Below are 26,805 nucleotides of genomic sequence, written 5' to 3'. Positions count from 1 at the left end.
CGAATTTTTTATCCTGTTCGAATCTCGCGGCCTAAAGCAGCAAAAACCGTGTTGACAATACCCATAGCATCAAGCCCGATAGTTGAGAGAACTTTTTCTGGTGCACCATGATTCAAATACTCATCAGGAAGTTTTAGTGTACGAACTTTCAAACCATGCTCTAAGAGCCCTTCTTGCGCTAAAAATTGTAATATGTGCGCTCCAAAACCACCGATTGCCCCTTCTTCAATTGTCACCAATACTTCATGCTCACGTGCCAAACGACACATCAAATCCTTATCTAAAGGTTTCGCAAACCGTGCATCTGCAACCGTTGTAGATAATCCTTCAGCCTCTAACGCATCAGCAGCTTGCAACACTTCTGACATCCGCGTTCCAAAACAAACCAAAGCGATCCTATTTCCTTCACGCAGAACACGCCCCTTTCCAATTTCTAATAACTCACCACGTTGCGGTAAATCTATACCAATACCCTCACCACGTGGATAACGAAAAGAAATTGGTCCCTGATCATAAGCTGCAGCTGTACGCACCATATGCATCAGTTCAAGCTCATCAGAAGGTGCCATAACAACAAACCCAGGAAGAGTGGACAAAAAAACAATATCAAAACTTCCAGCATGTGTTGCACCATCTGCCCCCACAAAACCTGCGCGGTCAATAGCAAAACGTACCGGTAATTTTTGAATTGATACATCATGAATAATTTGATCATAAGCACGCTGTAAAAAAGTAGAATAAATTGCAACAAAAGGCTTGTACCCTTCACAAGCAAGTCCTGCCGCAAAAGTTACGGCATGTTGCTCAGCGATACCAACATCAAACATTTTTTCAGGAAATTTTTTTGCAAAAGAATCAAGACCTGTCCCTGTTGGCATCGCTGCTGTTATGCCAACAATCTTATCATCATGGCGAGCTTCTTCTATTAAAGCTTTAGAAAATACCTTGGTATAGGGTAGAATATTACTTGATGCTTTAACCTGTTTTCCTGTCGTGACATCAAAACGATTAACACCATGATATTTATCAGGTGATGCTTCTGCAGGTGGATATCCCTTTCCCTTATGTGTGACAACATGCACCAAAACAGGACCACTAGGATATTCACGAACATTTTTTAAAACAGGCAATAAATGCCCCAAATTGTGCCCATCTATGGGTCCAAGGTAATAAAAGCCAAGCTCATCAAATAAAGTTCCCCCAACCAAAAGTCCACGCGCAAATTCCTCTGAACGACGCGCCTTATCCAAAAAAAACTTTGGCAATTTTTCGCTCAACATCTTTACGCGTTCACGCAAATGACGATAAGAAGGACGAGATACTAATCGTGCAAGATGTGCACTCATAGCACCTGTAGGTGGTGCGATAGACATATCGTTATCATTAAGAACAACAATCAAGCGTGCATCCAAAGCGCCAGCATTATTCATTGCTTCATAAGCCATGCCCGCAGACATTGCACCATCACCGATGACAGCTATGATATTGCGTCTTGTCTCTGCTTTCAAAGCACTTGCCACCGCCATGCCAAGCCCCGCTGAAATAGAAGTAGACGAATGACCCGCTCCAAATGAATCATACACACTTTCTGAACGTTTTGTAAAACCTGATAATCCGCCCTCTTGACGTAATGTGCGAATTTTTTCTCTACGCCCCGTTAAAATCTTGTGTGGATAGGTTTGATGACCAACATCCCAAATAATCCTATCCTCTGGTGTATTAAAAATATAATGTAATGCAACAGTGAGCTCAACAACACCAAGTCCTGCCCCAAGATGACCACCTGTTACAGAAACCGCATCAATTGTTGCGGTCCGCAACTCATCAGCCAACTGTACCAAATCAGACTCAGGCAATGCCCGCAAATCTTGCGGAAAACAAATACGGTCAAGCAATGGTGTTAAAACCTGAGACAAAAAAACCTTCCTATTATCTTAACTCAAGAAAACGCAACGATAAAAATGTATCTTCTCTACTCTTATTTATAGTTTTGCATCTTTTTTACTCAAAAATGTTCTTTTCTATTTGAGATGAGCTATAACTTCCTCATTTTTAACTTATTTTATAAAAAAGAAATCAATCGATTTAATTTTCTATAAAAAAGGTTATTATATCTCCTCGTTTCACAATAAATATCCAAAATATTTAATATTATTTAGCATCAAGTGGTTCTACTCCTTCTGGAGAACCTTCTTCTGAAAGCTGTATTTTTTCAATTTTAGCTTCAGCAACTCTTAAGAGTTTTTCACAATGCTTTTTAAGCGCTTCACCGCGTTCATAAATATCAATGGATTGTTCCAAAGGCACATCGCCACGTTCCAAATTTTCGACAATAACTTCAAGTTGCTGAAGCGCTTGCTCAAAGCTTAAAGTCGTAATATCCCCCTCTTGTATCTCTTTTTTCATATGAACCTCAAAAAATATCTGTTCTGGATATACGAATTCCAAAACCTTCTAAACCTACATAATGATGTTCTTTAGCAGCATAAACAATAACAGAGCCTATTCCTAGATATTTTAAAATTTGTGATCCTAAACCAATTTTGCGCCATTCTTCTTCGCGTTCAATCGCCTGCACATGGTTTTCTGAACTGTCTCTTGCCATATTTTGAATATCAATAGTTGATTGCATAACAGAGCCTTTACGCAAATAAATAAATACGCCACGTTTTTCTTTTTCCATCATACGCCGCATCATCACCATAATATCTGAAGCTTGACAAAAAACGTCATTTATAATGTTTTCATGATGTAAATACACAGGAATATCACCACCCTCACGGACATCACCAAAAACAATTGCAATATGCTGAACGGCTTCCCAAGGGAGTTGATAACTATGAACAATAGCGGGACCTACAGATGTTTCAATAGGCATTTCTCCAACATGCTTGATCAATATTTCCTTACGTTGGCGGTAAGCAATTAAATCTGCAACCGTTATCATATGCAACCGGTGTTCTTGCGCAAATTGCATGATCTGATCGCCATGTTTAACGCTGCCATCATCATTGACCAACTCACCAATAACACCAACTGGTGGCAAACCAGCTAATTTACATAAATCAACAGCGGCCTCCGTGTGACCTGAACGCATGAGCACCCCCCCTTCATGCGCAATCAAAGGAAAAATATGTCCTGGACGGACAAAATCGTGAGCACCAGCATTTGGATTAGAAAGATTACGAACTGCCAATGTGCGGTCATGTGCGGAAATACCCGTCGTTATCCCATGTTTAAAATCCACAGTAACAGTAAATTGCGTCCCATGTGCAGATTTATTATCTGGTACCATAGGAGCAAGATTAAACCGTTGTGCTTCTTTTTTTGGCATAGGTGTACACACAATACCTGTTGTGTGACGAAGAATAAACGCCATCTTTTCTTCTGTACAATGCACTGCAGCAAGAGTTAAATCACCCTCATTTTCACGGTCATCATCATCTGTCACCACAACAATTTCACCGCGTTCAAAAGCTTTAAGTGCAGAAACAATTTTTTTTTCATCATACGCCATTGTTCACCTTCTCAATCACCCAATTTGACCGCGATGTCTTAGATAATGGTCAGCAATAGCACAAGCAACCATCGCTTCACCAACAGGAACGGCACGAATCCCAACACATGGATCATGACGTCCCTTCGTTATAACATCTATATCATGACCATCAACATCAATGGAGCGACGAGGCGTTAAAATTGATGAAGTAGGCTTTACAGCAAAACGTGCAACAATTGGCTGTCCACTCGATATTCCCCCTAAAATACCACCAGCATGATTGGATAAAAAAAGCGGTTTTCCATCATTTCCCATTCGCATTTCATCGGCATTTTCTTCTCCCCTCAAGCGGGCTGCCGCAAAACCATCACCAATTTCCACTCCTTTTACCGCATTAATCGACATAAGTAATGATGTAATATCTTGATCAAGCTTTGCGTAAATAGGGGCTCCTAAACCTGCCGGAACATTTTCTGCAACGATCTCAACAACCGCACCAACAGATGTCCCCTCTTTACGGAGTTTACTGATATAATCACTAAAAATGTGAACCATCTCTGCATCAGCTGTAAAAAAAGGATTATTATCAACCTCTGACCAATCCCAACGATCACGATTAATATTATGAGGACCAATTGCTATCACTGCTCCTCGTACAATCAAACCAGGAACGATTTTACGAGCAAATGCACCCGCTGCAACACGTGCGGCCGTCTCCCGTGCTGAAGCACGTCCCCCACCTCGAAAATCACGAATGCCATATTTAATATCATAAGTATAATCCGCATGTCCTGGACGATACTGATGGGCAATCGAGCTATAATCCTTCGAACGCTGATCTGTGTTTCGAATCAACAGAGAAATTGGTGTACCTGTTGTCACCAATGTCGTCCCATCGTCTTGAACAACAACTCCTGAAAGGATCTCTACTTCATCTGGTTCTCGGCGCTGTGTTGTATACTTTGATTGTCCTGGTTTGCGTTTATCAAGATAAGCTTGAACTTCTGCAAGAGTAAAAATAATTCCAGGTGGACAACCATCAATGACACAACCAAGAGCAGCACCGTGACTTTCACCCCATGTTGTTACACGAAACAAATGACCAAATGTATTATGCGACATGAAAAAATATCCGTTTCTCTGTCAAATATTACAACGACAACGTATGTTGTGTGCCATACACAAGGTAGCTCTTTGCTCCCAAATACTCTCAGCCACTTTAAATTTGGTCAAATTACTGCTGTCCAATAAAATCCTATAAACCAAACTTTATTCTTTAACGACAGAAATGTCTGGTGCATCAACGGCTTTCATACCTATGATATTATAACCCGAATCGACATGATGGACTTCACCGGTAACAGAACGAGACAAATCTGAAAGAAAATAAAGCGCAGAATCACCAACCTCTTCAATTGTTACCGTACGACGTAATGGAGCATTATATTCATTCCATTTTAAAATATAACGAAAATCACCAATACCTGAAGCCGCTAACGTTTTAATTGGTCCAGCAGATATAGCATTAACACGAATATTTTGAGGACCTAAATCTACCGCTAAATATTTCACGCTCGCTTCAAGAGCTGCTTTGGCAACCCCCATTACATTATAATTGGGAACAACCTTTTCTGCACCATAATAGGTCAGTGTCAAGATTGAACCACCATCTGACATCAATTTCTCTGCACGCTTCGTTAGAGCTGTTAGGGAATAAACCGAAATATTCATGGTCATCATAAAATTTGATTCGCTGATATCAATATAACGACCACTTAACTCATCTTTATCAGAAAAACCAATAGCATGAACTAAAAAATCGAGCTTTCCCCATTTCTTCTCTATTTCTCTAAAGACCGTATCAATAGAGACACTGTCAGAAACATCACAATGTCCACAAACAAATCCCTTTAATTCTTCAGCCAAAGGCTCAACACGCTTTTTCATTGCTTCACCCTGATAGGTAAAAGCAAGCTCTGCCCCTGCGCTACTTGCCGCTTTAGCGATTCCCCAAGCGATGGAGCGATTATTGGCCAACCCCAAAATTAAACCACGCTTACCGTACAATAAACCATTACCCTTAGCCATCAGCACTGCCCCATTGTTACTTAAAATTAATATTATTCATCTGCCTATGACACAGGTCAACTTTTTCTTCAAGTAATTGGTTTAAAATCAAACAAAAACTACGCTTTTATATATAAAAAATTTTAAAATTAATCTTGTTGCATTTGCAAAAACTGTTCTAGCGCGGCATTTTTACCTTCTGGCAACATAATGCGAACATGCACATAAAGATCATCTCTTGTACCATTTTTTAAACGAAGCCCTTTCCCTTTCAACCGTAAAACGCGATCAGAACTTGACCAAGCAGGAATCGTTAAAACCACACGTCCCTCCAATGTCTCAACTTCTTCTTTTGCTCCCAAAACAGCATGTTTAAGAGAAACTGGTAAATCAAGATGGAGTGCTCTTCCTTCAACCCGAAAACGAGGATGTTTTTGAATCTGAATGGTTATCAACGCATCTCCTGCTTGCCCAAGAGGTACCTCTTCTCCCTGACCTTTTAATCGAATAGTCTGTCCGTCTTCAATATAATCTGGAAGTTTAATTTTTAACTTTTTTCCATTTGGAAAAACAGCTTCCACCTTTTCTGCGCCAACCATCTGCTCTAATGTTATAGCAAGATTAGCACGAACATGTGCTCCTTGTTGGGGACGGTTATAGTGTGTGGAATTCGAAAAGCTACCACCTCCTCCAAACAGATCCCGAAAAATATCACTCGCATCAAAACCTGCACCACCTGAAGAGGAAAAATCAAATCCCTTTGCTCTTCCTGAAAAGGGATTTTGTTTATTGCTAAAATTTTCACCAGTACCATAGGCTTGATAAAGCGGTTTTCCTTCCATATCAATTTCACCGCGGTCAAATTGTGCCTTTTTATCCTTATCACCTATAATTTCATAAGCTTGATTAATTTCAGCAAATTTTTCTTTAGCCTTTGTATCATCTTTATTATGGTCTGGATGATACTTCTTTGCTAGTCTTCTAAATGCCGATTTAATCTCTTGTGATTTTGCGGTACGTGCCACACCCAGAATCGTGTAGGGATCACGCATATTGCCCTCTTTTCAATTTTTTCGGTTTCAAAATATCAACTGATCCGTTGTTCAATATCCCTTATATCTTCATCAGTCTATTCTAGAGAATAATTTCTTCTTTCCTCTTTATATGTCTATCAATAAACTAAAATACCAGATAAAATGAGACATTTATTTAATATAGCTCATTGTAGTCTATGCTAAAGTAAAAATAATTAAACTACCATAGAAATACACAATAGCATTGGCTTTTTGAAAATAAGAAAAAATAGTACTGTAACTTTTTGATGATAAAGTAAATGAGAAAATGCCTTACCCATGCTCACTGATATTTGGAGAAACTATGAGCAACAAAATACCAACAGATGATCATTTTATGAAAATGCAAAAACCTTTTGAACTTTTCGCAAAGTGGCTTGAAGAAGCAACGATAAGTGAAATAAATGATCCAAATGCTATGGCATTAGCAACAGTTGACGAAACAGGACTCCCTAATGTTCGTATGGTTCTCCTCAAAGACTACAGTCCCCAAGGCTTCGTCTTCTATACCAATTATGAAAGCTGTAAAGGACAAGAAATTTTAAAATCAATGAAAGCATCTTTAGGTTTTCATTGGAAATCGCTCCGTCGTCAGGTCAGAATTAGAGGAATTGTTGAAAAAGTAAGTCAACAGGAAGCCGATGCCTATTTCCAATCGCGACCACGTGGTAGTCGAATTGGTGCATGGGCATCTAAACAATCTCAACCTTTAGACAATCGTTTTGTGCTCGAAAAAGCAATTGCTCAATATACTGCACGTTATGCTCTAGGCAATATTCCACGACCACCTTATTGGTCTGGGTTTCGTGTTAAACCCCTTTCTATAGAGTTCTGGTGCGATCGCCCATTTCGTTTACATGATCGTCTGCTTTTTACACGCGATTGTGTTGAACACAGCGATTGGAAAAGACAAAAACTTTATCCCTAATCCTTCAAACTTCATCGTTATAAAGATTTTTTCTTCCCGACAGTTAAAAAAATATTTTTTATTTGAAAAATTCTAAAAGAAGATGATTTAGTTTATTTAAATAGAAGAATTTCATTTTCACTGTAAAAGTTGATTGGTAATATTTTCTACTGTATCGCTTAAAACAGATTAGCAACAAACTTATTTAAAAGAAAATACTGTATTCAGCAGAAACTATGATTTTAGCTAACTTATTTTTAGATCGCAGGATAAAATATCGTCCATATACCCCCAAATACCAAACCAGCAAAAATCACAAAACCAATAAGCGAATTAGATTTGAAAAGCTTGAGGCATTGTGAACTGTCATCTATATCAATGACTTTAATTTGAATAAACATATGGATGCTTGCCGCAAAAATCCCCAAAAAACTAAGAACAGGGACTCCAGATAAATAAAATGCTAGACTAACGAACACCACAAAACCACCATACAAAAATACTAAAGCACGCTTGGTTCCTTTACCAAAGAGAAGAGCCGTAGAACGGACACCAACAGTAGCATCATCTTCTTTATCTTGATGTGCGTAGATTGTATCGTATCCTATGGTCCACAAGATTGATCCCACATAAAGCAAGATTGGGGCCCAACTTAAACTTCCAAAGACAACAGCCCACCCCATTAATGCCCCCCAATTAAACGCAACGCCTAAAAAAAACTGCGGCCAATATGTTACGCGTTTCATAAAAGGATAAAACGCAACAGCTATCAATGACGAAATACCTAGAAAAAAACTAAACCTATTAAATTGTGATAAAACGACTAAACCAACCAAACATTGCATAAGTATAAAAACTCTGGCTTGAAACCGACTCACATGACCTGTCGGCAATGGACGAGAACGTGTCCTTTCTACCTGAGCATCAATTTTATGGTCAATAAGATCATTCCAAGTACATCCTGCCCCTCGCATAGCAATAGATCCCAGAAAAAAAAGAAAAAGATACCAAACCCAATGAAGAAACATTGATAAAAGAGTATCGTAATGCATGTTATAAGAGAAAAAAGCCATTGTTGTTGACCAAAAACAAGGCCACATCAACAATTGCCATCCGATAGGCCGATCCCAACGCGCCAATTGCGCATAAAACCATAAAGAACAGGGAAGGAAATTGTAGACCCATTGTTTGGAAGATGCGTCCATAACCCGTCCCTGACTCTCACAGGATTGAACATGCGCGATATTTTTATTTTTTTTCATCAAATGATTTACCTTTGGTCTTGCGATAGAGACATTTCATTCTTATGAGAAAGAGATGAGATTAATCATCTTTTATGAGAGGAGCAAGCAATGAATATTCTTCTTATTGGCTCAGGTGGACGAGAACATGCTTTAGCATGGAAAATAGCAGCATCACCACTGCTAACAAAGTTATATTGTGCTCCTGGAAACCCTGCAACAACAGAATTTGGTGAAAATATTAATTTAAACATTGATGACCATCCCCTTGTTATTGATTTTTGTAAAAAACATTCTATTGATCTTGTGATTGTAGGACCAGAAGCACCATTGGTTGCGGGTATAACAGACTCTCTTAATAGCGCTAACATCTGTGTATTTGGTCCTACTCAAAAAGCTGCTCAACTAGAAGGTTCAAAAGCTTTTACAAAAGATTTATGTCGTAAGAATAACATTCCTACAGGAAGTTACCAATGCTTTAATGATGCTTCTAAAGCTAAAGCTTACATTCATCAACAAGGTGTTCCCATTGTTATTAAAGCTGATGGCTTAGCAGCTGGCAAAGGTGTCGTGGTTGCAACAACTATGGAAGAAGCATTTAACGCAGTCGATGCCTGCTTCAAAAGTGCATTTGGAGATGCAGGAAACAAAATTGTTGTAGAATCTTTTCTTGAAGGTGAAGAAGCAAGCTTCTTCTGCCTTTGTGATGGTAAAATTGCTCTTCCTTTTGGATCTGCCCAAGATCATAAACGTGTAGGTGATGGGGATATTGGAGCAAACACCGGTGGTATGGGTGCTTATTCACCAGCGCCCATCATGACCCAAGAAATAGTGAAGCGTACCCTCAAAGAAATTGTTGAACCAGCTTTAAAAAGCATGAAAGAAATGGGCGCCCCCTTTAAAGGTATTCTCTTCGTCGGATTAATGATAACGCAAAAAGGACCCGAATTAATTGAATTTAACGTACGATTCGGTGATCCTGAATGTCAAGTTTTAATGATGCGTCTCAAAGATGACATTTTGCCAATTTTTCTTGCTGCAGCTCAAGGAAAACTTGAACATAAGCCTCTTCGGTGGTCTGAAAAAACTGCTCTCACCGTTGTTATGGCTGCCAATGGTTATCCAGACTCTCCCCAAAAAGGTACTGTCATCCGTAACGTTGATAAAGTAAACACTCTTCCCGATGTGAAAGTTTTTCAAGCTGGTACAGTATTGCGTGATGGAGAACTCATTGCAAATGGTGGACGTGTTCTCAATATAACAGCAACAGGAAAAACGATTACGCATGCACAAAAACGTGCTTATGAAGCTGTTGATTGTATTGATTGGCCAGAAGGTTTTGTTCGTCGTGATATCGGATGGAGAGCCATTGCGCGAGAAAACTAAATCCTTTGAATATTCTTTTTTACGATTTGATTATTTTATATAAGAGCATAGTACAAAAATTTTCTCACTGTTTTACGTTGATCATAATTTTGAAAAAATGAGTGTGCTTTCCTTTGAACAATCAAATATTGTAAATAGGATATCTACTCATGATAAAATAGGAAATTTCTCTGAATATGACACTGTCATATAAACTGATCATTTTACTGTTGTATTTACTTTAAACGTATTTTCTCATCACTTTTATAAATACTTTCTTTATTATAAAATCTTGACGAAAAACATATATACTATCATTTCTTTTATTTATCGCGTTTTTTAATGAAATTCCGCTTTTACGAAAAATAAAATGCCAAAAAAAAGATACTGATGTTATTCACGTACAGATTCTTAAACAATACCCCTCATGCTCGTCACTCCCATTTTACGATACTACCTGCAAATAGTATAAATCCATACTGCCATCTTTCTTGAATAAAGATAAAAACCGATACCATCATTGTATTTTCCAACTCTCAATATTACGATAACCCTTTCTATCTAAATGCTTTTGATTATAAGAGAGAGAGATGAAATAAGAATATTTTGTAATATTTAAAGCTCTCATTCAACATGGAGAAATGATTTATAAAAAAAATCAAAAACACTTCCAGCAATCTTCTGGTGTTTTAACGATGTGGCAAAAACCAAAAATTACACCGCCAAAAAAACGGTTTCTATTGTTATGAAAGTCGTTTTACCTCTCCGAGAAAAGCGTTTAACATAACCGATTCCTGCTGCAAATATATGGTGTCAAAAAATTCTCATTTACAATCATTGACTTCCTCTTTGCCTTAAAGAACCAAAAGTCACACCAAATCCCATCTGGAAACATCTGGATTCTCATTGAGCAGGTTCCTCTTGGTTCCCACTCATATGCTTCACTTACACAAAGACCGACATTTAAGAATATTCGCCATGTCCTCTAAAAATACTTCATGTATGAAGTTTACATGCCTTATATTACCGCCCAAACAACGATGTTTTACGGCACAACAAGATAAATGCTTACGGTAGTACAAAAATGAATGCATATTAATATTACTGGAGTGCAACTCGATTCGCAATCACCAAACGCAAGCCTAACGGATTGCTATAACGAAGTAAGAAACGCTTTTGTTTAGAATGTGCTGTTGTACCAAAAAAACGATGTAAATCAGAACGATCTTTTACAACCAGAATGCGATTATCTTCATTGATCATAAGCATGGGGAGGCCATAAGTATCCGCCCATAATCGCCAATCCAGAAGAACATTATTCAAATCTCTGGAAACCAAAAGCGGTATACAAGCTTCCTCATCAGCATGAAGTAATTCTAATGCAACAGCTCTTTCTCCTGAACGCGTTTTTACGGTACGTGCTGCAATTCCTTGGAAATGATAAGGCGGTATTAAATGCGATAAGCTTGAAGGCATATCCGTTTTAAAAGAAACACCACGCTCATTTAACGAACAAATAACCTGATTACCCGTTTTGGATGAAAAATATGTCGTCGTTTGTGGCAAATGGCACGGATCTAACCGAAATTCAAGCACCGCTTTTGCCTGATTAAAGCATTGATTAGCCATATACATATCCCAATTTATCTTAAATAACATACACCCTTTAGCAGCTTTTTCTCATTGGATTATTAAAAGTTTGAATAAAAAACAACTGGTTTCTTTTTTGGTTATTAAAATCTAAACAAAAATACATGATCACTATTCTTGAATTATAATACTTTTCCGGGATTCATTATCCCTAAAGGATCGAGCGTTTTTTTAATCCCTTGCATAATATCCAATGCAACAGGCGATTTAAAAGAACGAAGTTCTTCGCGCTTAAGCTGACCAATTCCATGCTCAGCAGAAAATGCACCTCTATAGTCCATTACTAAACTATGAATGCGATGATTCATTTTTGACCATAACTGCAAGAACACCGTTGTATCAGCTCCTACAGGTTGTGTAATATTATAATGTAAATTTCCATCGCCCATGTGTCCAAAACAAATCACCCGTGCTCCTGGAGAAATATCTTCAACAATAAGCGCTGCCTCAGCAATAAAATCAGGAATAGAAGCAAGTGGAACCGCAATATCATGCTTAATGGACCCTCCTGCTAACTTTTGTGCATAGGATATACTTTCCCGCAACTGCCAAAAAAAATCTTGCTGTTTTAAAGATTGTGCAACAATTGCATCTTCTATCACCGCACTCTTTAAAGCTTCTTCTAAAATAATACTCAGTACTGATAACGCCTCATCATCGCCTTGCAATGATGAAATGTTCATTAATACATACCATTCATGCTCCCGCTGAAGAGGAGGCTTCTCACACATCTTATAATCTAAAGCCATTTGCAAACTGAGATTTCCCATGAGCTCAAAACCTGTCAACATCCCTCCTCCATATTCTTGAGCCAGAGATAAAAACTCTAAAGCCTTCGCCGGACTATATAATCCCACCAAAGCAACAGCTTTTCCTTTTATTTTTGGAAACATCTTCAAAACGGCTGCGGTTATAACACCCAATGTGCCTTCTGCACCAATAAAAAGATTTTTCAAATCGTAACCACTATTGTCTTTTTTAACAAAACGCAAATCATCTAAAATACGGCCATCTGGTAAAACAACTTCCAAACCAAGACAAAGATCACGCATATTGCCATAGGCTAAAACAGCTGTCCCTCCAGCATTCGACGAAAGATTTCCTCCTACTTGACAAGAACCTTCAGATGCCAAAGAAAGAGGGAAAAAACGACCTGATTCATCCACTTTTTTCTGTAAATCCTGTAAAATAACACCAGCCTCTACAACAACAAAATTTCCCTCAATATTTATAGTTCTAATCTTATTTAATCGTTCCATGGATAAAAGAACGCTCCCTCCTCTTTCATCTGGTTGTTGTCCCCCCACAAGCCCTGTATTTCCACCCTGTGGCACAATCGGTGTGCGTGTTTTGCTCGCTAGCTGCATAATCAATGAGACCTGTGCGCAAGAAGATGGACGTAAAAGTAAAGGTGTTTTTCCATGAAAAAGCCCACGCTCTTCAAGCAAATATGGTGCAATCAACGCTTGATCTGTTATAGCATGCTTAGCACCAACAATTTCTCTAAAACCCTCAATTAATTTCTGCTCCATGTTTGTTTCTCCTTTGGAGCCGCAGCCCGTATAAGACGATCATTGATCGCCTCCCCTAATCCGTATGATGGAATAGGTTCTACTGCGATACATCTCACTTTAAATGAATCTAATTCCTTCATATATTGAAATAAATGAAAGGCTGCCTCTTCCAACTTTCCATCTTCGCTAAGATTTAAAATAGAAACGGCATTTTCAGCCCCCATAACGCGCTTTGAACCAAATGCTAAAAGCGCTTCACCACTTTCCACCTTTTCTACATTCAAACGAATCGTGGCATTGGGAGCATAATGCGACTTTAACATCCCTGGAGCTTCAATTGCCGCCCTTTGATCTATCCGTTTTAAAGACTTCCCCACAATTTCTTCAATTTTATCAGCCGCAAGCCCCCCTGGACGCAAAAGATAAATATTTTCATCACAAATCTTAATAATCGTTGATTCAAGCCCTATTTTAGCAGGTCCTCCGTCCAATATCAAAGGAACAGATTCCCCCAAAGATGCAAAAACAGCCTCAGCTGAAGTAGGGCTAAGACGCCCCGACTGATTCGCACTAGGAGCAGCAAGTGGTCGGCCAAAATGTTGTACTACTTCCGCAAAACGACTGTCTGGAAAACGAACAGCCAAGGTATTCAAACCAGAGGTTGTTAAAGGATGGATATTATGCTGTTCCTTTAAAGGCAAAACCAATGTCAAAGGCCCTGGCCAAAATTCCTCCATTAATTGGCGTGAAAGAAAGTCAATTTTAACATAACGTTCCGCCATTTCGATGCCGCTGACATGCGCAATAAGAGGATTAATTTGCGGACGACTCTTTGTAGAAAAAATAGAATAAATTGCCCTCCCATTGGTTGCATCGCCCGCTAATCCATAAACAGTTTCCGTTGGTAATGCTACTAACTTCCCTTGTTCAAGAAGCGCTATTGCCTCTCTTATCGAAGCACTATTAAGTGGTAGAATCGTCATGACACATCATTTCTATAACACTCTTTTAGTGGTGCAAAACTATAACGATGTAATCCTATAATTGGTCCATATTTATCAAGAGCTGTACGATGCGCTAGTGTTGCATAACCTACATGCTTCTCTAAACCATACCCTTTATAAACTTGTCCTGCACACTCCATCATCCGATCACGCGTTACTTTCGCAATAATAGATGCGGCTGCAATTGAAACCGAACGCTGATCGCCCTTAATCAATGCCATTGCAGGACAGGACAACTCAGAAGGAATATCACGTCCATCAACAAGGACATAGTGGGCTGAAATGGCTAACCCCATAATACAGCGACGCATTGCCTCTAAAGTTGCTTTTCTAATATTAGATTGATCAATTGTACGAGCACAAAGACTAGCGATTGAAACCGCTAATGCACTTTGCAAAATTTCATGATAAAGTCTATTTCGTTGGAGAAAAGAAAGTTTTTTTGAATCATTTAACCCATTAGGAATATGGTCTTTATCCAAGATAACTGCTGCCGTTACTACAGGTCCAGCGAGAGGCCCCCGTCCTACTTCATCAACACCTGCTATATGAAAAAAACCCTGTTTTTGCAAATCCAATTCGCACGAAAAATTTGGTTGAAGCGGAACATTAAACATCTTTGATAAATCACAAATACAACAAACATACATCTATTTCTGTAGCCTAATCATTTTTTGCAAGCATTACAGTTTTAAATGGCTCTCCAAACATTCTGCAAATTCTTGCACAAAAGATAAAAAACACATTTCTTTGGTTACCCTTTTTCATTGTGTATAATAAAATCATGACGAAATAAACGCTTTTATATTTATTTATCAGATATTTCCTAAAGTCATGATCGGTTTTACAAACCAATTTGGGTGCATTGATTTGATAAAAAGAGCTGCTTGTTGCGCTGTTTGTTTATTTTTAAAAATGCCAAAGCAAGTTGCTCCCGTTCCAGACATGCGGGAAAAAAGAGCGCCACATTCATCTAATACAGATAACACTTCAGCTAACTGAGGTGCTATTTTTAATGCAGAAGAAAAAAGATCATTACGCGTTTCTTGTAAAGCCTCAACCAATGAATCAACACTCTTTAAAGCGTCTGTATTAATTTTTAAAGAAGGATTATGACGCTTCTCTAACGCTTTAAAAACAGTTTGTGTTGAAATCTCTTGTCCATGATTAACCAATACTATTGCAAGAGAACAGGCTCCCTTTAGTTGTATCATCTCTTGACCAATTCCTTTGACCAAAAGCGGCTGCTGATATTCTAATGCATAAAGACACATGGGAACATCAGCACCAAGAACTAAGCTCATTTTTGCTAATTCTTGGTAAGAGCAATCAAGATTCCACTGTTGACGCAACATGCTTATAACCCCAGCTGCATCACCTGAACCACCACCAATGCCTGAAGCAACAGGTAATGTTTTTACAAGCCGAAAAAAAGCAGGTTGAGCACATTCAGAAAAAGTATTATGCATAAAATCCCGTGCGCGAATAACCAAATTATCTAAATGAGACACAAGGCCTTTTGCAAACGGTCCCGTCAAAACAAACTGATTATTTTCGCAAGGTGCATAGTGTAAACAATCACCGCTAAGACTAAAATAAACCAAGCTTTCTATTAAATGATACCCATCAGCACGTTGCCCCACAACATGTAGAGCTAAATTCAATTTAATAGGTGTAAATAAATAGGAATGTCTTTTGGACGAAGCTTGTACATTTGATATCATATGACGTAATATCCACCTACACAGGGTTCTTTTACAAACTCCTCCCTTTTATCCATATTTTTTATTAGCACAAGCACTATAAACAGTTTGGAATATTCTTAATCGTTTTCTAAACAAACAATAAATATGAAGAGCACTCATACAAAATAAACGACATGTTCTCATTCGTATCATTTCAAGCCTTTTTTCTTCTAAAATCTGTTTTTAGATAAAAATCCCTCTGGCTTGAATGATCCTTTCCATTACAAACCATAACGCTGCCAAAGTGCTCGCTCTTCTGCTGCCATCAATGCACTGTCAACGACTGTATAAACCGTATGTGCCGTCACTCCTGAAGGCGTTTTAGGTCCTAAGAAACTTTTTGGAGGCATAATAAGTCGAAGTTTTGCATCATTACCAAAGCGCTCCTTAATAACAGAACGTACATCATTTAATCCATCAACCAGACCAAGCTCAACGCTTTGTTTTCCACTCCAAAACATTCCTGTAAAGAGATTCGAATCATCTGATAATTTTTCAGCACGCCGTTCTTTAACCAAATCGATAAAAGTTTGATGCACTTCAAGTTGGAGAGATTTCAAATGCTCGATATCCGCCTTTTTTTCTGGCTGAAATGGATCTAATGTAACTTTGTTCTTTCCTGCCGTGTATACACGCCGTTCGATACCAATTTTCTTCAAAAGCTCCGGAAAACCAAAAGAAGCTGAAACCACTCCAATGGAACCAACAATTGAAGAAGGATCTGCAAAAATTTCATCCCCCGCACAAGCAATCATATAACCACCGGATGCTGCAATATCTTCAATAAACACAAGAACCTTTTTATTTTTTTCTTCTGCCAAGTCACGAATACGCTTGAAGATAAAACGCGATTGTACAGGTGAACCACCAGGAGAATTAATAATAAGTGCAACAGCCGGTGACTTTTTGTGTGCGAAAGCCTTCTCTAAAAGATTTGCACACCTACTGAGGGAAAGGGTCCGGGATATAGATGCTGATGAATCCATAATTGCTCCTTGAAGGCGCACCACAGGAATTTCAAGTTTATCGGAAGAAAAACGGCGTGGAATAAAACTTTTAATAAAATCCATCAAAACAAAATCTCCTTATAAATTAAGAACAATTAAATAGGCAAGGACAACAAAAAGGAACAACGTGATACCATCCAAAAGCGCCAATCAATCCCCACATTACAACCAGAAATATAACTTCACCCAAAAGCTAAACCTCCCTAATGACAAAGTGTAGACTTTAAATAATAAACTAAAAAACACAAGATACTATTAGAAAAGTTCCCACAAGCTTATATATCCATTATTAATTGCATCAACTCGGGGTGAAAAAGTATGGTCATTACCTTCATGTATAATCAATGCCGGTAAAATAGATAAAGCTGCTCGGCTTCCTCGTTTTGCGTAAAATAAAAGACGAATTGCTGCTGTTTTCGCACGTGCATGCACAGGAATTATACAAATACCACCAAAACGCCCTTCTAAAGCACGCAAAATATCTGTCAGCGATTGTGGACGTGCAATAAGCCCTAAGTATCCACCTGGCTTAACAATGGCTGCTGCACTCCGCAACCAGTTATCAAACATCGCTTCAGACATAACATGTGCTTCAGATTTTTGTTTATCAGGTGTCTTGCGATCAGTAGGATTATTAAAAGGTGGATTCATAATCGCAAAATCAAAGCTATTATCTATCAAACCTGCTTTTATACGGGCATTCCCTTTGAAGGTAACATCTGCTTCTAGCAAACAAACTCGGCTAGAAAATTGTTTATTTTGTTTTAGCATAAGCGTTTTTTGAGCGTAAGATACCATAAAAGCTGAACGTTCAACTAAGGTAACATGAACTTTCAGACAACGCGAAGCAACAGCCAACCCTGCAGCTCCAGCGCCTGCACCTAAATCAACAACCTTGCCCTTTAAATTACTTGGAACCAAACCAGCTAACAACATCGCATCCATTCCAGAACGATGACCATATTTATGGGGTTGAACCAAATAAAATTTCCCGCGGTGAAAACTGTCAATTGTTTCACCACTCTGATTCGCTGCTTTATCCATTTAAAAGCCTAATGCTCACCTTTATAAACTGCATTTTTGCCATTCAGCTGCTATTTTAAATTTTTTATTATTTCATAACAATAAGATTACACTCGCTAAAGAACATTTCTTGCCAACAACATTCCAAGCTAACACTTTTAAATGACATCAAAAGCTTGAGTCAAAACCAAACCCCCTTTATGCTAGTAAATAAAGTAAATTTTATATATGTCCATTGCAATACTCTAGGAGTAAACACATTGAGCGCAGCTATCAAACCAGAACAAATAAGAAATAATCAAATTTCTCTTCAATCTCTTGTCAACCTTACTCAAAAAGATATGGAGCGCGTAAATCAATTTATTCTCTCTATGGCAAAATCAGAGGTTGAGATGATCCCTGAAATTTCTAACCATCTTATTTTATCAGGTGGAAAGCGATTACGTCCAATGATTACGCTCGCTTCTGCTCATATGTTCGGTTATCAAAGTGACGGGCATATAAAACTCGCAACAGCTGTTGAATTTATGCATACAGCCACATTACTACACGATGATGTGATTGATGAAAGTAATTTGCGACGTGGAAAATCCACGGCACGGATGATTTGGGGAAATCAAGCAAGTGTACTTGTTGGTGATTTCCTGTTGGGTCAGGCTTTTAAAATGATGGTCGATGTCGGTTCCATAGAAGCGCTCTCTGTCCTAGCGAATGCTGCTGCAATTATTGCTGAAGGAGAAGTTATGCAACTTTCTGCTGCAAAAAATATCAAAACCAGCCCTTCAGACTATCTCAAAATCATCAATGCCAAAACAGCCGCCCTTTTTTCAGCAGCCGCTGAAGTAGGACCGATTGTTGCTGGCTATGGACATAAAGAGCGTTCTTCATTACGTGAATATGGAACATCTTTAGGTTTAGCTTTCCAATTGATTGATGATGCACTTGACTATAGCGGTAGTGCTCAAAACTTAGGAAAAAATATAGGGGATGATTTTAGAGAAGGAAAAATAACAATGCCTGTTATTATCGCATATGAACGTGGAAATATAGTAGAAAAAAATTTCTGGAAACAAGCACTTGAAGATGGCAATAACAATAATGAAGCCTTCGCACACGCGCAACACTTAATAGAAAAGTATGATAGTATCACAGATACAATAGAACAAGCACGCATCTACGGAAAACATGCAATTGATGCTCTTGTTCCCATGAACGAAAATCTTGCTTACAATGCTCTCGTTGAAACTGTTGAATTTTGTATTGCGCGCGTAAACTGAATTCTTTGCAAGAATCACAGTATTTCTCAATAAAGTAATGAGATATGACCTATAAACAACACCATCGATTAATTATCTTGAAAAGGATTAGCTCCATGTGCTCTGCAACGGTATCCCGACTTTTTACCCTCTTTATCGTGGGTATCATGCTGATGCCATTCCCCACCTACAGTAAAATAAGCACCGCAATTCATACAAGCTCATTTACAGGTGCTTATTTAGCTGGAAGGGTTGCAAATCATGAAAATAAAACAGAACTTGCTATCAATTACTTTAAACAAGCACTCGTTTATCAACCTGATAACATTGAAACACAAAAAGAGCTCCTTGAAGCTATGCTCTCGGTCGGAAACTTTAAAGAAGCTGTCCAACAAGCCCAAAAACTCAAAGAGCAAGATGTTATAACTCCCTTTGTTTCCTTAACTTTGTCAGTAGAAAGTCTCATCAAAAAAGACTATAAGAATGCCAATTTTCTTCTGCAATCAAAAGAACCTCCGAAATCCAATAATCCAATACCTGAACTCATCGGTGCTTGGATTAAATTTGGATCTGGACAAAAATCTCAGGCAATCGCTGATCTTAAGAAACTCAAAGGTCCCGTCTGGTATGACCTTTTTATATCTTATCATCTAGCACTTATGAGCGATCTCGCAGAACAGCCAAAGGATGCAAAAAAATATTTCATTAAAGCACTTAGTAACAAACAGGGGACTCTTATCGCTCCCAATACCTATGAACGTATTATCATAGCCTATGCCTCATTCCAATTGCGCCATAATATGCGTAACCAAGCTCTTCAAACAATCCAACATGGCGAACAAATGTTGTCAGGTCGAGAAGTCCTTAAAAACTTTCGAGAAAAAATTGAAAAAAATTCTTTCTTAGAGAGAGTTATTAAAACACCTCAACAAGGAGCAGCCGAGGTATTATATAATTTTGGAACTGCCCTCAACCACAAAAACTCAGGACGAATCGCACGTATTTTTAAGCAATTATCTTTCGCCTTATACCCTCAAAATGACGCAACACTGTTTCAGCTCGCACACATCTCTGCTAAATTGAGTGATCCTCATCAAGCAATTAAACTTTATCGCGCATTATCCCCTAAATCTGCTTATTATAAAGATGGACAACTTCATCTTGCATTCCTTCTTGCCAATAACAACAATTACAAAGAAGCAATAAAATTACTCACATTGTTAAATGAAAAATTTCCCAATGATCGTAATATTTTGATAACGCTCGTTGCTTTTTATATGCAGGACAATAAATTTCTTGAGGCCATTAAAACTCTAGACACCGCTATTGCCCAGATAAAAAACTTTCAGCAGGACGATTGGAAACTCTTTTATCAGCGTGGTATTGCTTTTGAACGTTTAAAGCAATGGCCAAAAGCAGAAATTGACTTGAGAAAATCACTTGATTTTTTTCCAAACCAACCGCAGGTTCTTAATTATTTAGCCTATTCCCTTGTAGAACGTGGTGAAAAGCTTGAAGAATCGCTCCGTATGCTGCAAAAAGCTTCTGCTTTGCAAGCTCACAACAGTCATATTCTCGATTCTTTAGGATGGGCTTATTATAAACTAAAAGAATATAATAAAGCAGTGCAAATATTAGAAAATGCTGTCAGATTACAACCAGAGGACCCAACACTGAATGATCATTTAGGGGATGCCTATTGGAAAGTTGGGCGTAAACGTGAAGCAATCTTTCAATGGAACCACGCAATTGATGGAAAACCAGAAAATTCTGAACAAATTCAAGAAAAGTTGAAATTTGGTTTGCAATAAACGACGCTTAACCATAAACCACATGAAATAATAAACAGAGAAACTAAAATTATTTTGGTTTTTTGTTTAGTCCAATATAAAGAGTATAAAGCGTGAAACTGCCTGAACATCTTAACCCCAAACGTTCTTTTCAGGGACTAATCTTAACTTTGCAAAATTATTGGGCACACTATGGATGTGCAATTTTGCAACCTTACGATATGGAAGTCGGAGCTGGGACTTTTCATCCCGCAACAACATTACGCTCTCTAGGTCCACGTCCTTGGCAAGTTGCTTATGTCCAACCCTCTCGACGTCCAACAGATGGCCGATATGGTAAGAATCCAAATCGTTTACAACACTATTATCAATTCCAAGTGCTTCTCAAACCCTCTCCGCTCAATCTACAAGAACTTTATATAAAGTCGCTACAAGCTATCGGGCTTGATACAAAACTGCATGATATTCGCTTTGTTGAAGATGATTGGGAAAGTCCCACCCTTGGTGCTTGGGGACTTGGATGGGAATGCTGGTGCGATGGAATGGAAGTCTCTCAATTTACTTATTTTCAACAAGTTTGTGGCATTGAATGCGCTCCAGTTTCAGGGGAACTCACATACGGTCTTGAGCGTCTAGCGATGTATATCCAAGGGGTTGATAACGTCTATGACCTTAACTTTAATGGTTTGGAGGGAGAAAACAAAATAAGTTATAGAGATATTTTTTTACAGGCAGAACAGGAATACTCATATTACAACTTCGAATTTGCTGATACAAAACTGCTACATCAGCACTTTATCGATGCAGAACGCGAATGCAGCGCACTTCTTGATGCTGGAAAACCAAATAAAGAAAATATATTACATCGCTGTGTTTTTCCTGCCTATGATCAATGTATTAAAGCGAGCCATATCTTTAATCTTTTGCAAGCACGTGGCGTTATTTCTGTAACCGAACGACAAAACTACATTCTTCGCGTTCGTGATCTCGCGCGCCGTTGTGGGGAAGCCTTCTTACTCACAGAAGCTGGACAAATATATACTGGAGAAGCCTAATGTCTGATCTTCTTCTTGAACTTTTCAGTGAAGAAATACCCGCACGTATGCAACGAAAAGCTGCTGCTGATCTCAAAAAATCTGTTACAGATCAACTTGTGAATGCTGGATTGATCTATGAAGCTGCTCGTGAATATTGGACACCTCGTCGGCTAACATTGGACATACGCGGACTTTCAATACGCTCAAAAGATATCCATGAAGAACGAAGAGGTCCTAGTATAAAATCACCACAGCATGTAATTGATGGTTTTCTACGTGCAACAGGATTAAACGATATTTCTGAAGCACATATTGGACATGATGATAAAAAAGGTCATTTTTATATTGCTAAAATTGTTAAAAAAGGTCGAGCTGCAGAAGAAATTATTGCCGATATTTTACCGAATATTATCCGCAACTTTCCGTGGCCGAAATCTATGCGTTGGGGAAAAGATTCAGCACAAAATGGTGCTCTGAAGTGGATTCGACCTTTACAAAACATTCTTTGCGTCTTCGGACCAGAAATTGGTGAAACACATGTTATTCCGTTTACAATTGGTTCTCTTAAAAGCAATAATTTAACTTATGGTCATCGTTTCTTAAGTGATGGAAAGCCATTTCAAGTGCGCCGCTTTGATGATTATGTTACTCAACTTGAAACCCATAAAGTCATTCTGGATGCCGAGAGACGAAAGAATATTATTTTAGCTGATGCCCAAAATCTCTGCTTTGCCAACGGTTTAGAACTAGTTCAAGACAATCCCCTCCTAGAAGAAGTTGCTGGTCTTGTTGAATGGCCTGTTATCCTGATGGGTGATTTTGACCAATCATTCCTTGATATTCCTCCAGAAATTATTCGCTTGACCATTCGAGCTAATCAAAAATGTTTTGTTACCCGTAAACAAGGAGAAAAAGTAAAACTTTCTCATCATTTTATTCTCGTTTCTAATATTCTTTCAAATGATGAAGGCAAAGAAATTTCAAAAGGAAATAGTAAGGTTGTCCGTGCCCGTCTTTCTGATGCACTTTATTTTTGGCAAACCGATCAGCGTGATTTGCCTGATATTCAACAATTAGAATCTTCTATAAAAAAATTTGATCTTGATATAAAAAAACCTCTCGATCAAAGAATGGCGCGACTTGATCATTTGAATGTAACTTTTCATGCTAAATTAGGTACCCAAGGTGCAAGAGTAGAACGCATTGCTACACTCGCACAAGAAATTGCACCTTTAATACAGACAGATCCTCTTTTAGCAAAACGTGCAGCAATCCTTGCAAAAGCTGATTTGCAAACAGAAATTGTCGGAGAGTTTCCTGAACTACAAGGGGTTATGGGGCAAAAATATGCCCTTCTTCAAGGGGAAGATCCTCGCGTAGCTGTAGCAATCGAGGACCATTATAAACCTCAAGGACCAACAGATCGTCTTCCACAAGAACCGCTTGCTATAACCGTTATGCTCGCCGACAAAATTGACATGCTCGTTGGCTTTTGGCTCATTAATGAAAAACCAACGGGCTCAAAAGATCCCTATGCGTTAAGACGAGCAGCATTGGGAGTTATTAGGCTTGTACTTTCGCGAGATTGGAAAATCAATCTTATGCCACTGTTTCAGTTCGCAATGAATCTTTTCTTACAACAAAAAAATAAATATGAGATTTCTCAAAGAGAAAATTCACAATTGCTGAATCTGCTTCCAGAAAAAACAAAATATATTTTATCAGACCTGTTATTCTTTTTTCATGACCGTTTAAAAATCTATCTAAAAGAGGAAGGTGCTCGTTATGACGCTCTTGAAGCGATTTTAAATAAAGATTCTGATGATTTTTTATTGGTTGCACGTCGTGTCGAATCGCTTATCGCTTTTATCAATACCCATGATGGAATGAACTTTGTAGCCTCTGTAAAACGTACTGCCAATATTCTTGAAAATGAATTTCAAAAAAGCACGGCAATAGCGAATGAAATTAATCCTGAGCTCTTTGTCGAGAAAGAAGAAAAGCAGCTCTATCATGCAATCTGTGAAGTAGAAAAACAAGCTCTTGCTCCCATCAATGCGACAAATTTATCATTTGCACTCAGTGTGCTAGCGCCACTTGGGAAATTGATTGATATATTTTTTGAAAAGGTATTGGTGAATGATAAAAAACCTGATGTTCGTGCTAACCGTCTTGCTCTTCTCAAACGTACTCACATTGTTACACAATCGGTTGCGGATTTTTCAAAACTTGTCATTTAGAATCAAAATGTCCTATTAACTGGTAAAAATAATGAAGATAAATTTTTCTTTTTTATGACTTTTATTAATTAATCTTGAGAAAATTATGCAACCAAAGAGGCCATTTTTATCTCTCAAATATCATTAATTAAGATATGTTTTCATTTTGATAAATGATTCTTTCTCAAGAGACTCTTTAATAAGTTCATCTGCCTTGTTAGAATCTAATTCCTTTGCAATAAGGATACGTGCTGTAGAAATTGCCAAATCAATAGCCGACGAAGAAACCATGCGTATCGCATCCGCTTCTGCTTGAGCGATTTTTTGCTCTGCCAATTTATTGCGGTTTTTTACATATTCTTCTGCTTTTGTACGAGCCTCAGCAATAACAGATTCAACTTCATGTTTTGCTGCTGCAATAATTTCTTGCGCGTCTTTTTCTGCTTCTGCATGTTTGCGTTGATATTCAGCCAATATTTCCTGTGCTTCTTCACGAAGACGCAGAGCCTCATCCAGCTCATCTTTGATACGCTTCGCGCGTGCATCAAGATGGTGTATAAGCTTCTGTGGAATTTGGAAATAGACTAAAAGAGCTAAAAAAAGAACTAACCCAACAAATGCCCAAAAAGTATCAGTCATTTTTCTCTTCCTCAATAATCCGCAGCTTTAACAACTGAACGAACAGCCTCTTTGCTAATATCAACGTCAATCAATTTTTTCACAATTTCAAGAGCTACTTCTTCAGCGATAGAACCAACATTTTGCATCGCTTTATCCCGAATTTTTGCTATCTGTTTTTCAGCATCTGCGAGTTTTTTTTCTAAACTCTCTTCAATTTCTTTTCGTTCAAGCTCTGCTTTTTCTTTTAATTCTTCACTAGCCACCTGCGCTATAGCATGCGCTTTCAAACGCGCTTCTGCTAATTTCCGCTCATAAGTTTCAACAACAATGTCTGCTTCCTGCTTCATGCGCATTGCCTGATCTAAATCAGATGCGATTCGATCTCGCCGTGTTTCAATAACACCACCAATACGTGGTACAATTACACGAGAGATAAAAAGATAAAAAAGTCCGAAAGAAATTGCCAACCAGAAAAAATGCGAACCAAAATGTACAAAATCAAAAGGTGGAAACACACGATTTGCATGCTCTGCCACCTTTTTAACATGTTCTATCGACGTTTCAGTGTTCTGTGCATAAGCGCTTGAAACAAACATCTTCTTTCACCCTTTAAATAGCTTATTAAAGCCCTCTATAACCGATGATAACTGACTGGCATCTCTCTCTGGCATCTCTCTGGTTAAGAGCTAAAAGGGTAAACCTTTCCTCGTGCAAGAACAGATATACCCTTTTGATGATGATTAAACCCCAAAAAGAAGTAGTAAAGCAATGAGCAGTGAAAAAATTCCCAAAGCTTCTGTTACAGCAAAACCAAAGACGAGACGTCCAAACTGACTATCTGCCGCTGATGGATTTCGTAATGCACCAGAAAGATAGCTACCAAAAATATTACCAAGTCCTAAAGCTGTTCCAGCCATACCAAAGCAAGCAAGACCAGCGCCAATATATTTTGCTGCAAGCACCATTTCCATGTTATTCTCCTTTAAAGCGAAATTGCATTATTCGACGGAAAACCGCCAATTCTATTAATGTCCTGGATGAATTGCATCATTAAGATACATACAAGTTAAAACCGTAAAGACGTAAGCCTGAAGAAATGCGACCAAAAACTCAAGAGCAGTAATTGCTACAGTCATAATAAGCGGTAAAATCGAACCACCCACACCTACGAGTCCTACCCCAATCATTGAAACAACAAACCCAGAAAACACTTTAAGCGTAATATGACCAGCAAGCATATTCGCAAAAAGACGAAGAGAAAGACTAATTGGACGGGAGAGAAAAGAAATAACCTCAATCATTGTCACCAAAGGCAAAACCACAACAGGAACTCCACTGGGAACGAACAGTTTCAAAAAACTGACCCCATGCTTATAAAAGCCATAACCAATCACCGTCAAAATTACCACCATTGCTAACGAAAACGTGATCATGATTTGAGACGTAACCGTATAAAAATAAGGAAAGAGACCAATAAAGTTAGCAACCAAAATAAAAGTAAACAGAGAAAAAACTAAAGGAAAAAACTGCATTCCCTGCACACCAGATGATTCCCGCAGAGTCGATGCTACAAATTCATATGCCATTTCCGAAAGAGACTGCATCCGCGTTGGAACCAATCCACGACTCGATGATGAAATAAAGAGAAAAATAGAAGTTATAACAACCGTGAGGACTGTAAACAATGATACATTTGTAAACGATAAATCCATATTTCCTATGGAAATCTTAATCAGCCTTGAAATCTCAAACTGATGAATAGGATCTGGAGCGTGCGCTGTCACTTC

General features: G+C 38.3%; 24 protein-coding genes. 6 read left to right on the top strand and 18 right to left on the bottom strand.

The window, feature by feature from the left end; all coding sequences use genetic code 11:
- Positions 1-8: 8 nt before the first annotated feature.
- From dxs to ACFIJK_RS00375, 6 genes are all read right to left on the bottom strand, one after another.
- Positions 9-1,916, bottom strand: coding sequence for a 1-deoxy-D-xylulose-5-phosphate synthase (dxs, locus tag ACFIJK_RS00400; RefSeq protein WP_375625698.1), 1,908 nt, complete (start codon positions 1,914-1,916; stop codon positions 9-11).
- Between the two features lie 235 nt (positions 1,917-2,151).
- Positions 2,152-2,406 carry an exodeoxyribonuclease VII small subunit gene (locus ACFIJK_RS00395; RefSeq protein WP_375625129.1) on the bottom strand — a complete coding sequence of 85 codons (255 nt, stop codon included), beginning with the start codon at positions 2,404-2,406 and terminating at the stop codon, positions 2,152-2,154.
- A gap of 7 nt (positions 2,407-2,413) precedes the next feature.
- Positions 2,414-3,517, bottom strand: a complete 1,104-nt coding sequence (gene ribB, locus ACFIJK_RS00390) for a 3,4-dihydroxy-2-butanone-4-phosphate synthase (RefSeq protein WP_375625130.1) — start codon at positions 3,515-3,517, stop codon at positions 2,414-2,416.
- Between the two features lie 15 nt (positions 3,518-3,532).
- The gene (aroC, locus tag ACFIJK_RS00385; RefSeq protein ID WP_375625695.1) at positions 3,533-4,621 is read right to left on the bottom strand and encodes a chorismate synthase; all 1,089 of its coding nucleotides are present in this window, start codon (positions 4,619-4,621) and stop codon (positions 3,533-3,535) included.
- Between the two features lie 147 nt (positions 4,622-4,768).
- Positions 4,769-5,587 carry an enoyl-ACP reductase FabI gene (fabI, locus tag ACFIJK_RS00380; RefSeq protein WP_375625132.1) on the bottom strand — a complete coding sequence of 273 codons (819 nt, stop codon included), beginning with the start codon at positions 5,585-5,587 and terminating at the stop codon, positions 4,769-4,771.
- A gap of 128 nt (positions 5,588-5,715) precedes the next feature.
- Complete coding sequence (locus ACFIJK_RS00375) at positions 5,716-6,618, bottom strand: J domain-containing protein (RefSeq protein ID WP_273787903.1); 903 nt, start codon at positions 6,616-6,618, stop codon at positions 5,716-5,718.
- Positions 6,619-6,943: 325 nt separating this feature from the next.
- On the opposite strand from ACFIJK_RS00375, the gene pdxH reads away from it, so the two are divergent.
- Positions 6,944-7,567, top strand: coding sequence for a pyridoxamine 5'-phosphate oxidase (gene pdxH, locus ACFIJK_RS00370; protein ID WP_273787902.1), 624 nt, complete (start codon positions 6,944-6,946; stop codon positions 7,565-7,567).
- A gap of 236 nt (positions 7,568-7,803) precedes the next feature.
- Here the strand turns inward: pdxH and ubiA are convergent, their stop codons facing one another.
- A complete protein-coding gene (gene ubiA / locus ACFIJK_RS00365) occupies positions 7,804-8,808 on the bottom strand; it encodes a 4-hydroxybenzoate octaprenyltransferase (RefSeq protein WP_375625692.1) in 1,005 nt (334 codons plus the stop codon).
- A gap of 90 nt (positions 8,809-8,898) precedes the next feature.
- Here ubiA and purD point away from each other — a divergent pair, with 90 nt between their 5' ends.
- On the top strand, positions 8,899-10,173 hold the full coding sequence (gene purD / locus ACFIJK_RS00360; RefSeq protein ID WP_375625690.1) for a phosphoribosylamine--glycine ligase: 1,275 nt from the start codon (positions 8,899-8,901) through the stop codon (positions 10,171-10,173).
- A 1,080-nt stretch (positions 10,174-11,253) separates the two neighbouring features.
- Here purD and ACFIJK_RS00355 read toward each other — a convergent pair.
- The 7 genes from ACFIJK_RS00355 to ACFIJK_RS00325 all read right to left on the bottom strand — a co-directional run bounded on the left by ACFIJK_RS00355 (position 11,254) and on the right by ACFIJK_RS00325 (position 18,116).
- Positions 11,254-11,781, bottom strand: coding sequence for a DUF6101 family protein (locus ACFIJK_RS00355; RefSeq protein ID WP_273787899.1), 528 nt, complete (start codon positions 11,779-11,781; stop codon positions 11,254-11,256).
- A 143-nt stretch (positions 11,782-11,924) separates the two neighbouring features.
- Entirely contained in the window at positions 11,925-13,334 is a 1,410-nt protein-coding gene (locus ACFIJK_RS00350; RefSeq protein ID WP_375625136.1) for an FAD-binding oxidoreductase, read from the bottom strand.
- Positions 13,319-14,299: an L-threonylcarbamoyladenylate synthase gene (locus tag ACFIJK_RS00345; RefSeq protein ID WP_375625687.1), complete on the bottom strand. Its 981-nt coding sequence runs from the start codon at positions 14,297-14,299 to the stop codon at positions 13,319-13,321. Before ACFIJK_RS00345 ends, ACFIJK_RS00350 begins: the two co-directional genes overlap by 16 nt.
- Positions 14,296-14,970, bottom strand: coding sequence for a ribonuclease HII (locus ACFIJK_RS00340; RefSeq protein ID WP_375625685.1), 675 nt, complete (start codon positions 14,968-14,970; stop codon positions 14,296-14,298). Before ACFIJK_RS00340 ends, ACFIJK_RS00345 begins: the two co-directional genes overlap by 4 nt.
- Before the next feature lie 165 nt (positions 14,971-15,135).
- Positions 15,136-16,044: a 4-(cytidine 5'-diphospho)-2-C-methyl-D-erythritol kinase gene (locus ACFIJK_RS00335; protein ID WP_375625139.1), complete on the bottom strand. Its 909-nt coding sequence runs from the start codon at positions 16,042-16,044 to the stop codon at positions 15,136-15,138.
- Positions 16,045-16,286: 242 nt separating this feature from the next.
- Positions 16,287-17,135 carry a S49 family peptidase gene (locus ACFIJK_RS00330; protein WP_012754808.1) on the bottom strand — a complete coding sequence of 283 codons (849 nt, stop codon included), beginning with the start codon at positions 17,133-17,135 and terminating at the stop codon, positions 16,287-16,289.
- 192 nt (positions 17,136-17,327) lie between these two features.
- Positions 17,328-18,116: a tRNA1(Val) (adenine(37)-N6)-methyltransferase gene (locus tag ACFIJK_RS00325; RefSeq protein ID WP_375625682.1), complete on the bottom strand. Its 789-nt coding sequence runs from the start codon at positions 18,114-18,116 to the stop codon at positions 17,328-17,330.
- A gap of 179 nt (positions 18,117-18,295) precedes the next feature.
- Here ACFIJK_RS00325 and ACFIJK_RS00320 point away from each other — a divergent pair, with 179 nt between their 5' ends.
- The 4 genes from ACFIJK_RS00320 (at position 18,296) to glyS (ending at position 24,418) form a co-directional block, all read left to right on the top strand.
- A complete protein-coding gene (locus ACFIJK_RS00320) occupies positions 18,296-19,372 on the top strand; it encodes a polyprenyl synthetase family protein (RefSeq protein WP_375625680.1) in 1,077 nt (358 codons plus the stop codon).
- Positions 19,373-19,467: 95 nt separating this feature from the next.
- Positions 19,468-21,162 carry a tetratricopeptide repeat protein gene (locus tag ACFIJK_RS00315; RefSeq protein ID WP_375625142.1) on the top strand — a complete coding sequence of 565 codons (1,695 nt, stop codon included), beginning with the start codon at positions 19,468-19,470 and terminating at the stop codon, positions 21,160-21,162.
- Between the two features lie 92 nt (positions 21,163-21,254).
- Positions 21,255-22,196, top strand: a complete 942-nt coding sequence (locus tag ACFIJK_RS00310; RefSeq protein WP_375625678.1) for a glycine--tRNA ligase subunit alpha — start codon at positions 21,255-21,257, stop codon at positions 22,194-22,196.
- The gene (gene glyS, locus ACFIJK_RS00305) at positions 22,196-24,418 is read left to right on the top strand and encodes a glycine--tRNA ligase subunit beta (RefSeq protein ID WP_375625144.1); all 2,223 of its coding nucleotides are present in this window, start codon (positions 22,196-22,198) and stop codon (positions 24,416-24,418) included. Before ACFIJK_RS00310 ends, glyS begins: the two co-directional genes overlap by 1 nt.
- Before the next feature lie 123 nt (positions 24,419-24,541).
- Here the strand turns inward: glyS and ACFIJK_RS00300 are convergent, their stop codons facing one another.
- From ACFIJK_RS00300 to ACFIJK_RS00285, 4 genes are all read right to left on the bottom strand, one after another.
- Positions 24,542-25,036: a F0F1 ATP synthase subunit B gene (locus ACFIJK_RS00300; RefSeq protein WP_375625676.1), complete on the bottom strand. Its 495-nt coding sequence runs from the start codon at positions 25,034-25,036 to the stop codon at positions 24,542-24,544.
- Between the two features lie 11 nt (positions 25,037-25,047).
- On the bottom strand, positions 25,048-25,614 hold the full coding sequence (locus tag ACFIJK_RS00295) for a F0F1 ATP synthase subunit B (protein WP_375625674.1): 567 nt from the start codon (positions 25,612-25,614) through the stop codon (positions 25,048-25,050).
- 144 nt (positions 25,615-25,758) lie between these two features.
- Positions 25,759-25,989 carry a F0F1 ATP synthase subunit C gene (locus tag ACFIJK_RS00290; protein WP_005773968.1) on the bottom strand — a complete coding sequence of 77 codons (231 nt, stop codon included), beginning with the start codon at positions 25,987-25,989 and terminating at the stop codon, positions 25,759-25,761.
- A 54-nt stretch (positions 25,990-26,043) separates the two neighbouring features.
- Positions 26,044-26,802 carry a F0F1 ATP synthase subunit A gene (locus ACFIJK_RS00285; protein ID WP_375625192.1) on the bottom strand — a complete coding sequence of 253 codons (759 nt, stop codon included), beginning with the start codon at positions 26,800-26,802 and terminating at the stop codon, positions 26,044-26,046.
- Between the last annotated feature and the right edge of the window lie 3 nt (positions 26,803-26,805).

This window comes from Bartonella sp. PS17NMGDW, from assembly GCF_042193555.1.
GTDB classification, from domain to species: Bacteria; Pseudomonadota; Alphaproteobacteria; order Rhizobiales; family Rhizobiaceae; genus Bartonella; species Bartonella grahamii.
Note: the sequence above shows the minus strand (reverse complement) of the source record. Positions and strands in the feature narration are given on the sequence as shown.

Excerpts from the sequence above, each read along its gene's own strand:
- ACFIJK_RS00395 (WP_375625129.1), bottom strand. The coding sequence starts at position 2,406 with ATGAAAAAAGAGATACAAGAGGGGGATATTACGACTTTAAGCTTTGAG.
- ribB (WP_375625130.1), bottom strand. The coding sequence starts at position 3,517 with ATGGCGTATGATGAAAAAAAAATTGTTTCTGCACTTAAAGCTTTTGAA.
- aroC (WP_375625695.1), bottom strand. The coding sequence starts at position 4,621 with ATGTCGCATAATACATTTGGTCATTTGTTTCGTGTAACAACATGGGGT.
- fabI (WP_375625132.1), bottom strand. The coding sequence starts at position 5,587 with ATGGCTAAGGGTAATGGTTTATTGTACGGTAAGCGTGGTTTAATTTTG.
- ACFIJK_RS00375 (WP_273787903.1), bottom strand. The coding sequence starts at position 6,618 with ATGCGTGATCCCTACACGATTCTGGGTGTGGCACGTACCGCAAAATCA.
- pdxH (WP_273787902.1), top strand. The coding sequence starts at position 6,944 with ATGAGCAACAAAATACCAACAGATGATCATTTTATGAAAATGCAAAAA.
- ubiA (WP_375625692.1), bottom strand. The coding sequence starts at position 8,808 with ATGAAAAAAAATAAAAATATCGCGCATGTTCAATCCTGTGAGAGTCAG.
- purD (WP_375625690.1), top strand. The coding sequence starts at position 8,899 with ATGAATATTCTTCTTATTGGCTCAGGTGGACGAGAACATGCTTTAGCA.
- ACFIJK_RS00355 (WP_273787899.1), bottom strand. The coding sequence starts at position 11,781 with ATGGCTAATCAATGCTTTAATCAGGCAAAAGCGGTGCTTGAATTTCGG.
- ACFIJK_RS00350 (WP_375625136.1), bottom strand. The coding sequence starts at position 13,334 with ATGGAGCAGAAATTAATTGAGGGTTTTAGAGAAATTGTTGGTGCTAAG.
- ACFIJK_RS00345 (WP_375625687.1), bottom strand. The coding sequence starts at position 14,299 with ATGACGATTCTACCACTTAATAGTGCTTCGATAAGAGAGGCAATAGCG.
- ACFIJK_RS00340 (WP_375625685.1), bottom strand. The coding sequence starts at position 14,970 with ATGTATGTTTGTTGTATTTGTGATTTATCAAAGATGTTTAATGTTCCG.
- ACFIJK_RS00335 (WP_375625139.1), bottom strand. The coding sequence starts at position 16,044 with ATGATATCAAATGTACAAGCTTCGTCCAAAAGACATTCCTATTTATTT.
- ACFIJK_RS00330 (WP_012754808.1), bottom strand. The coding sequence starts at position 17,135 with ATGGATTTTATTAAAAGTTTTATTCCACGCCGTTTTTCTTCCGATAAA.
- ACFIJK_RS00325 (WP_375625682.1), bottom strand. The coding sequence starts at position 18,116 with ATGGATAAAGCAGCGAATCAGAGTGGTGAAACAATTGACAGTTTTCAC.
- ACFIJK_RS00320 (WP_375625680.1), top strand. The coding sequence starts at position 18,296 with ATGCTAGTAAATAAAGTAAATTTTATATATGTCCATTGCAATACTCTA.
- ACFIJK_RS00315 (WP_375625142.1), top strand. The coding sequence starts at position 19,468 with ATGTGCTCTGCAACGGTATCCCGACTTTTTACCCTCTTTATCGTGGGT.
- glyS (WP_375625144.1), top strand. The coding sequence starts at position 22,196 with ATGTCTGATCTTCTTCTTGAACTTTTCAGTGAAGAAATACCCGCACGT.
- ACFIJK_RS00300 (WP_375625676.1), bottom strand. The coding sequence starts at position 25,036 with ATGACTGATACTTTTTGGGCATTTGTTGGGTTAGTTCTTTTTTTAGCT.
- ACFIJK_RS00295 (WP_375625674.1), bottom strand. The coding sequence starts at position 25,614 with ATGTTTGTTTCAAGCGCTTATGCACAGAACACTGAAACGTCGATAGAA.
- ACFIJK_RS00290 (WP_005773968.1), bottom strand. The coding sequence starts at position 25,989 with ATGGAAATGGTGCTTGCAGCAAAATATATTGGCGCTGGTCTTGCTTGC.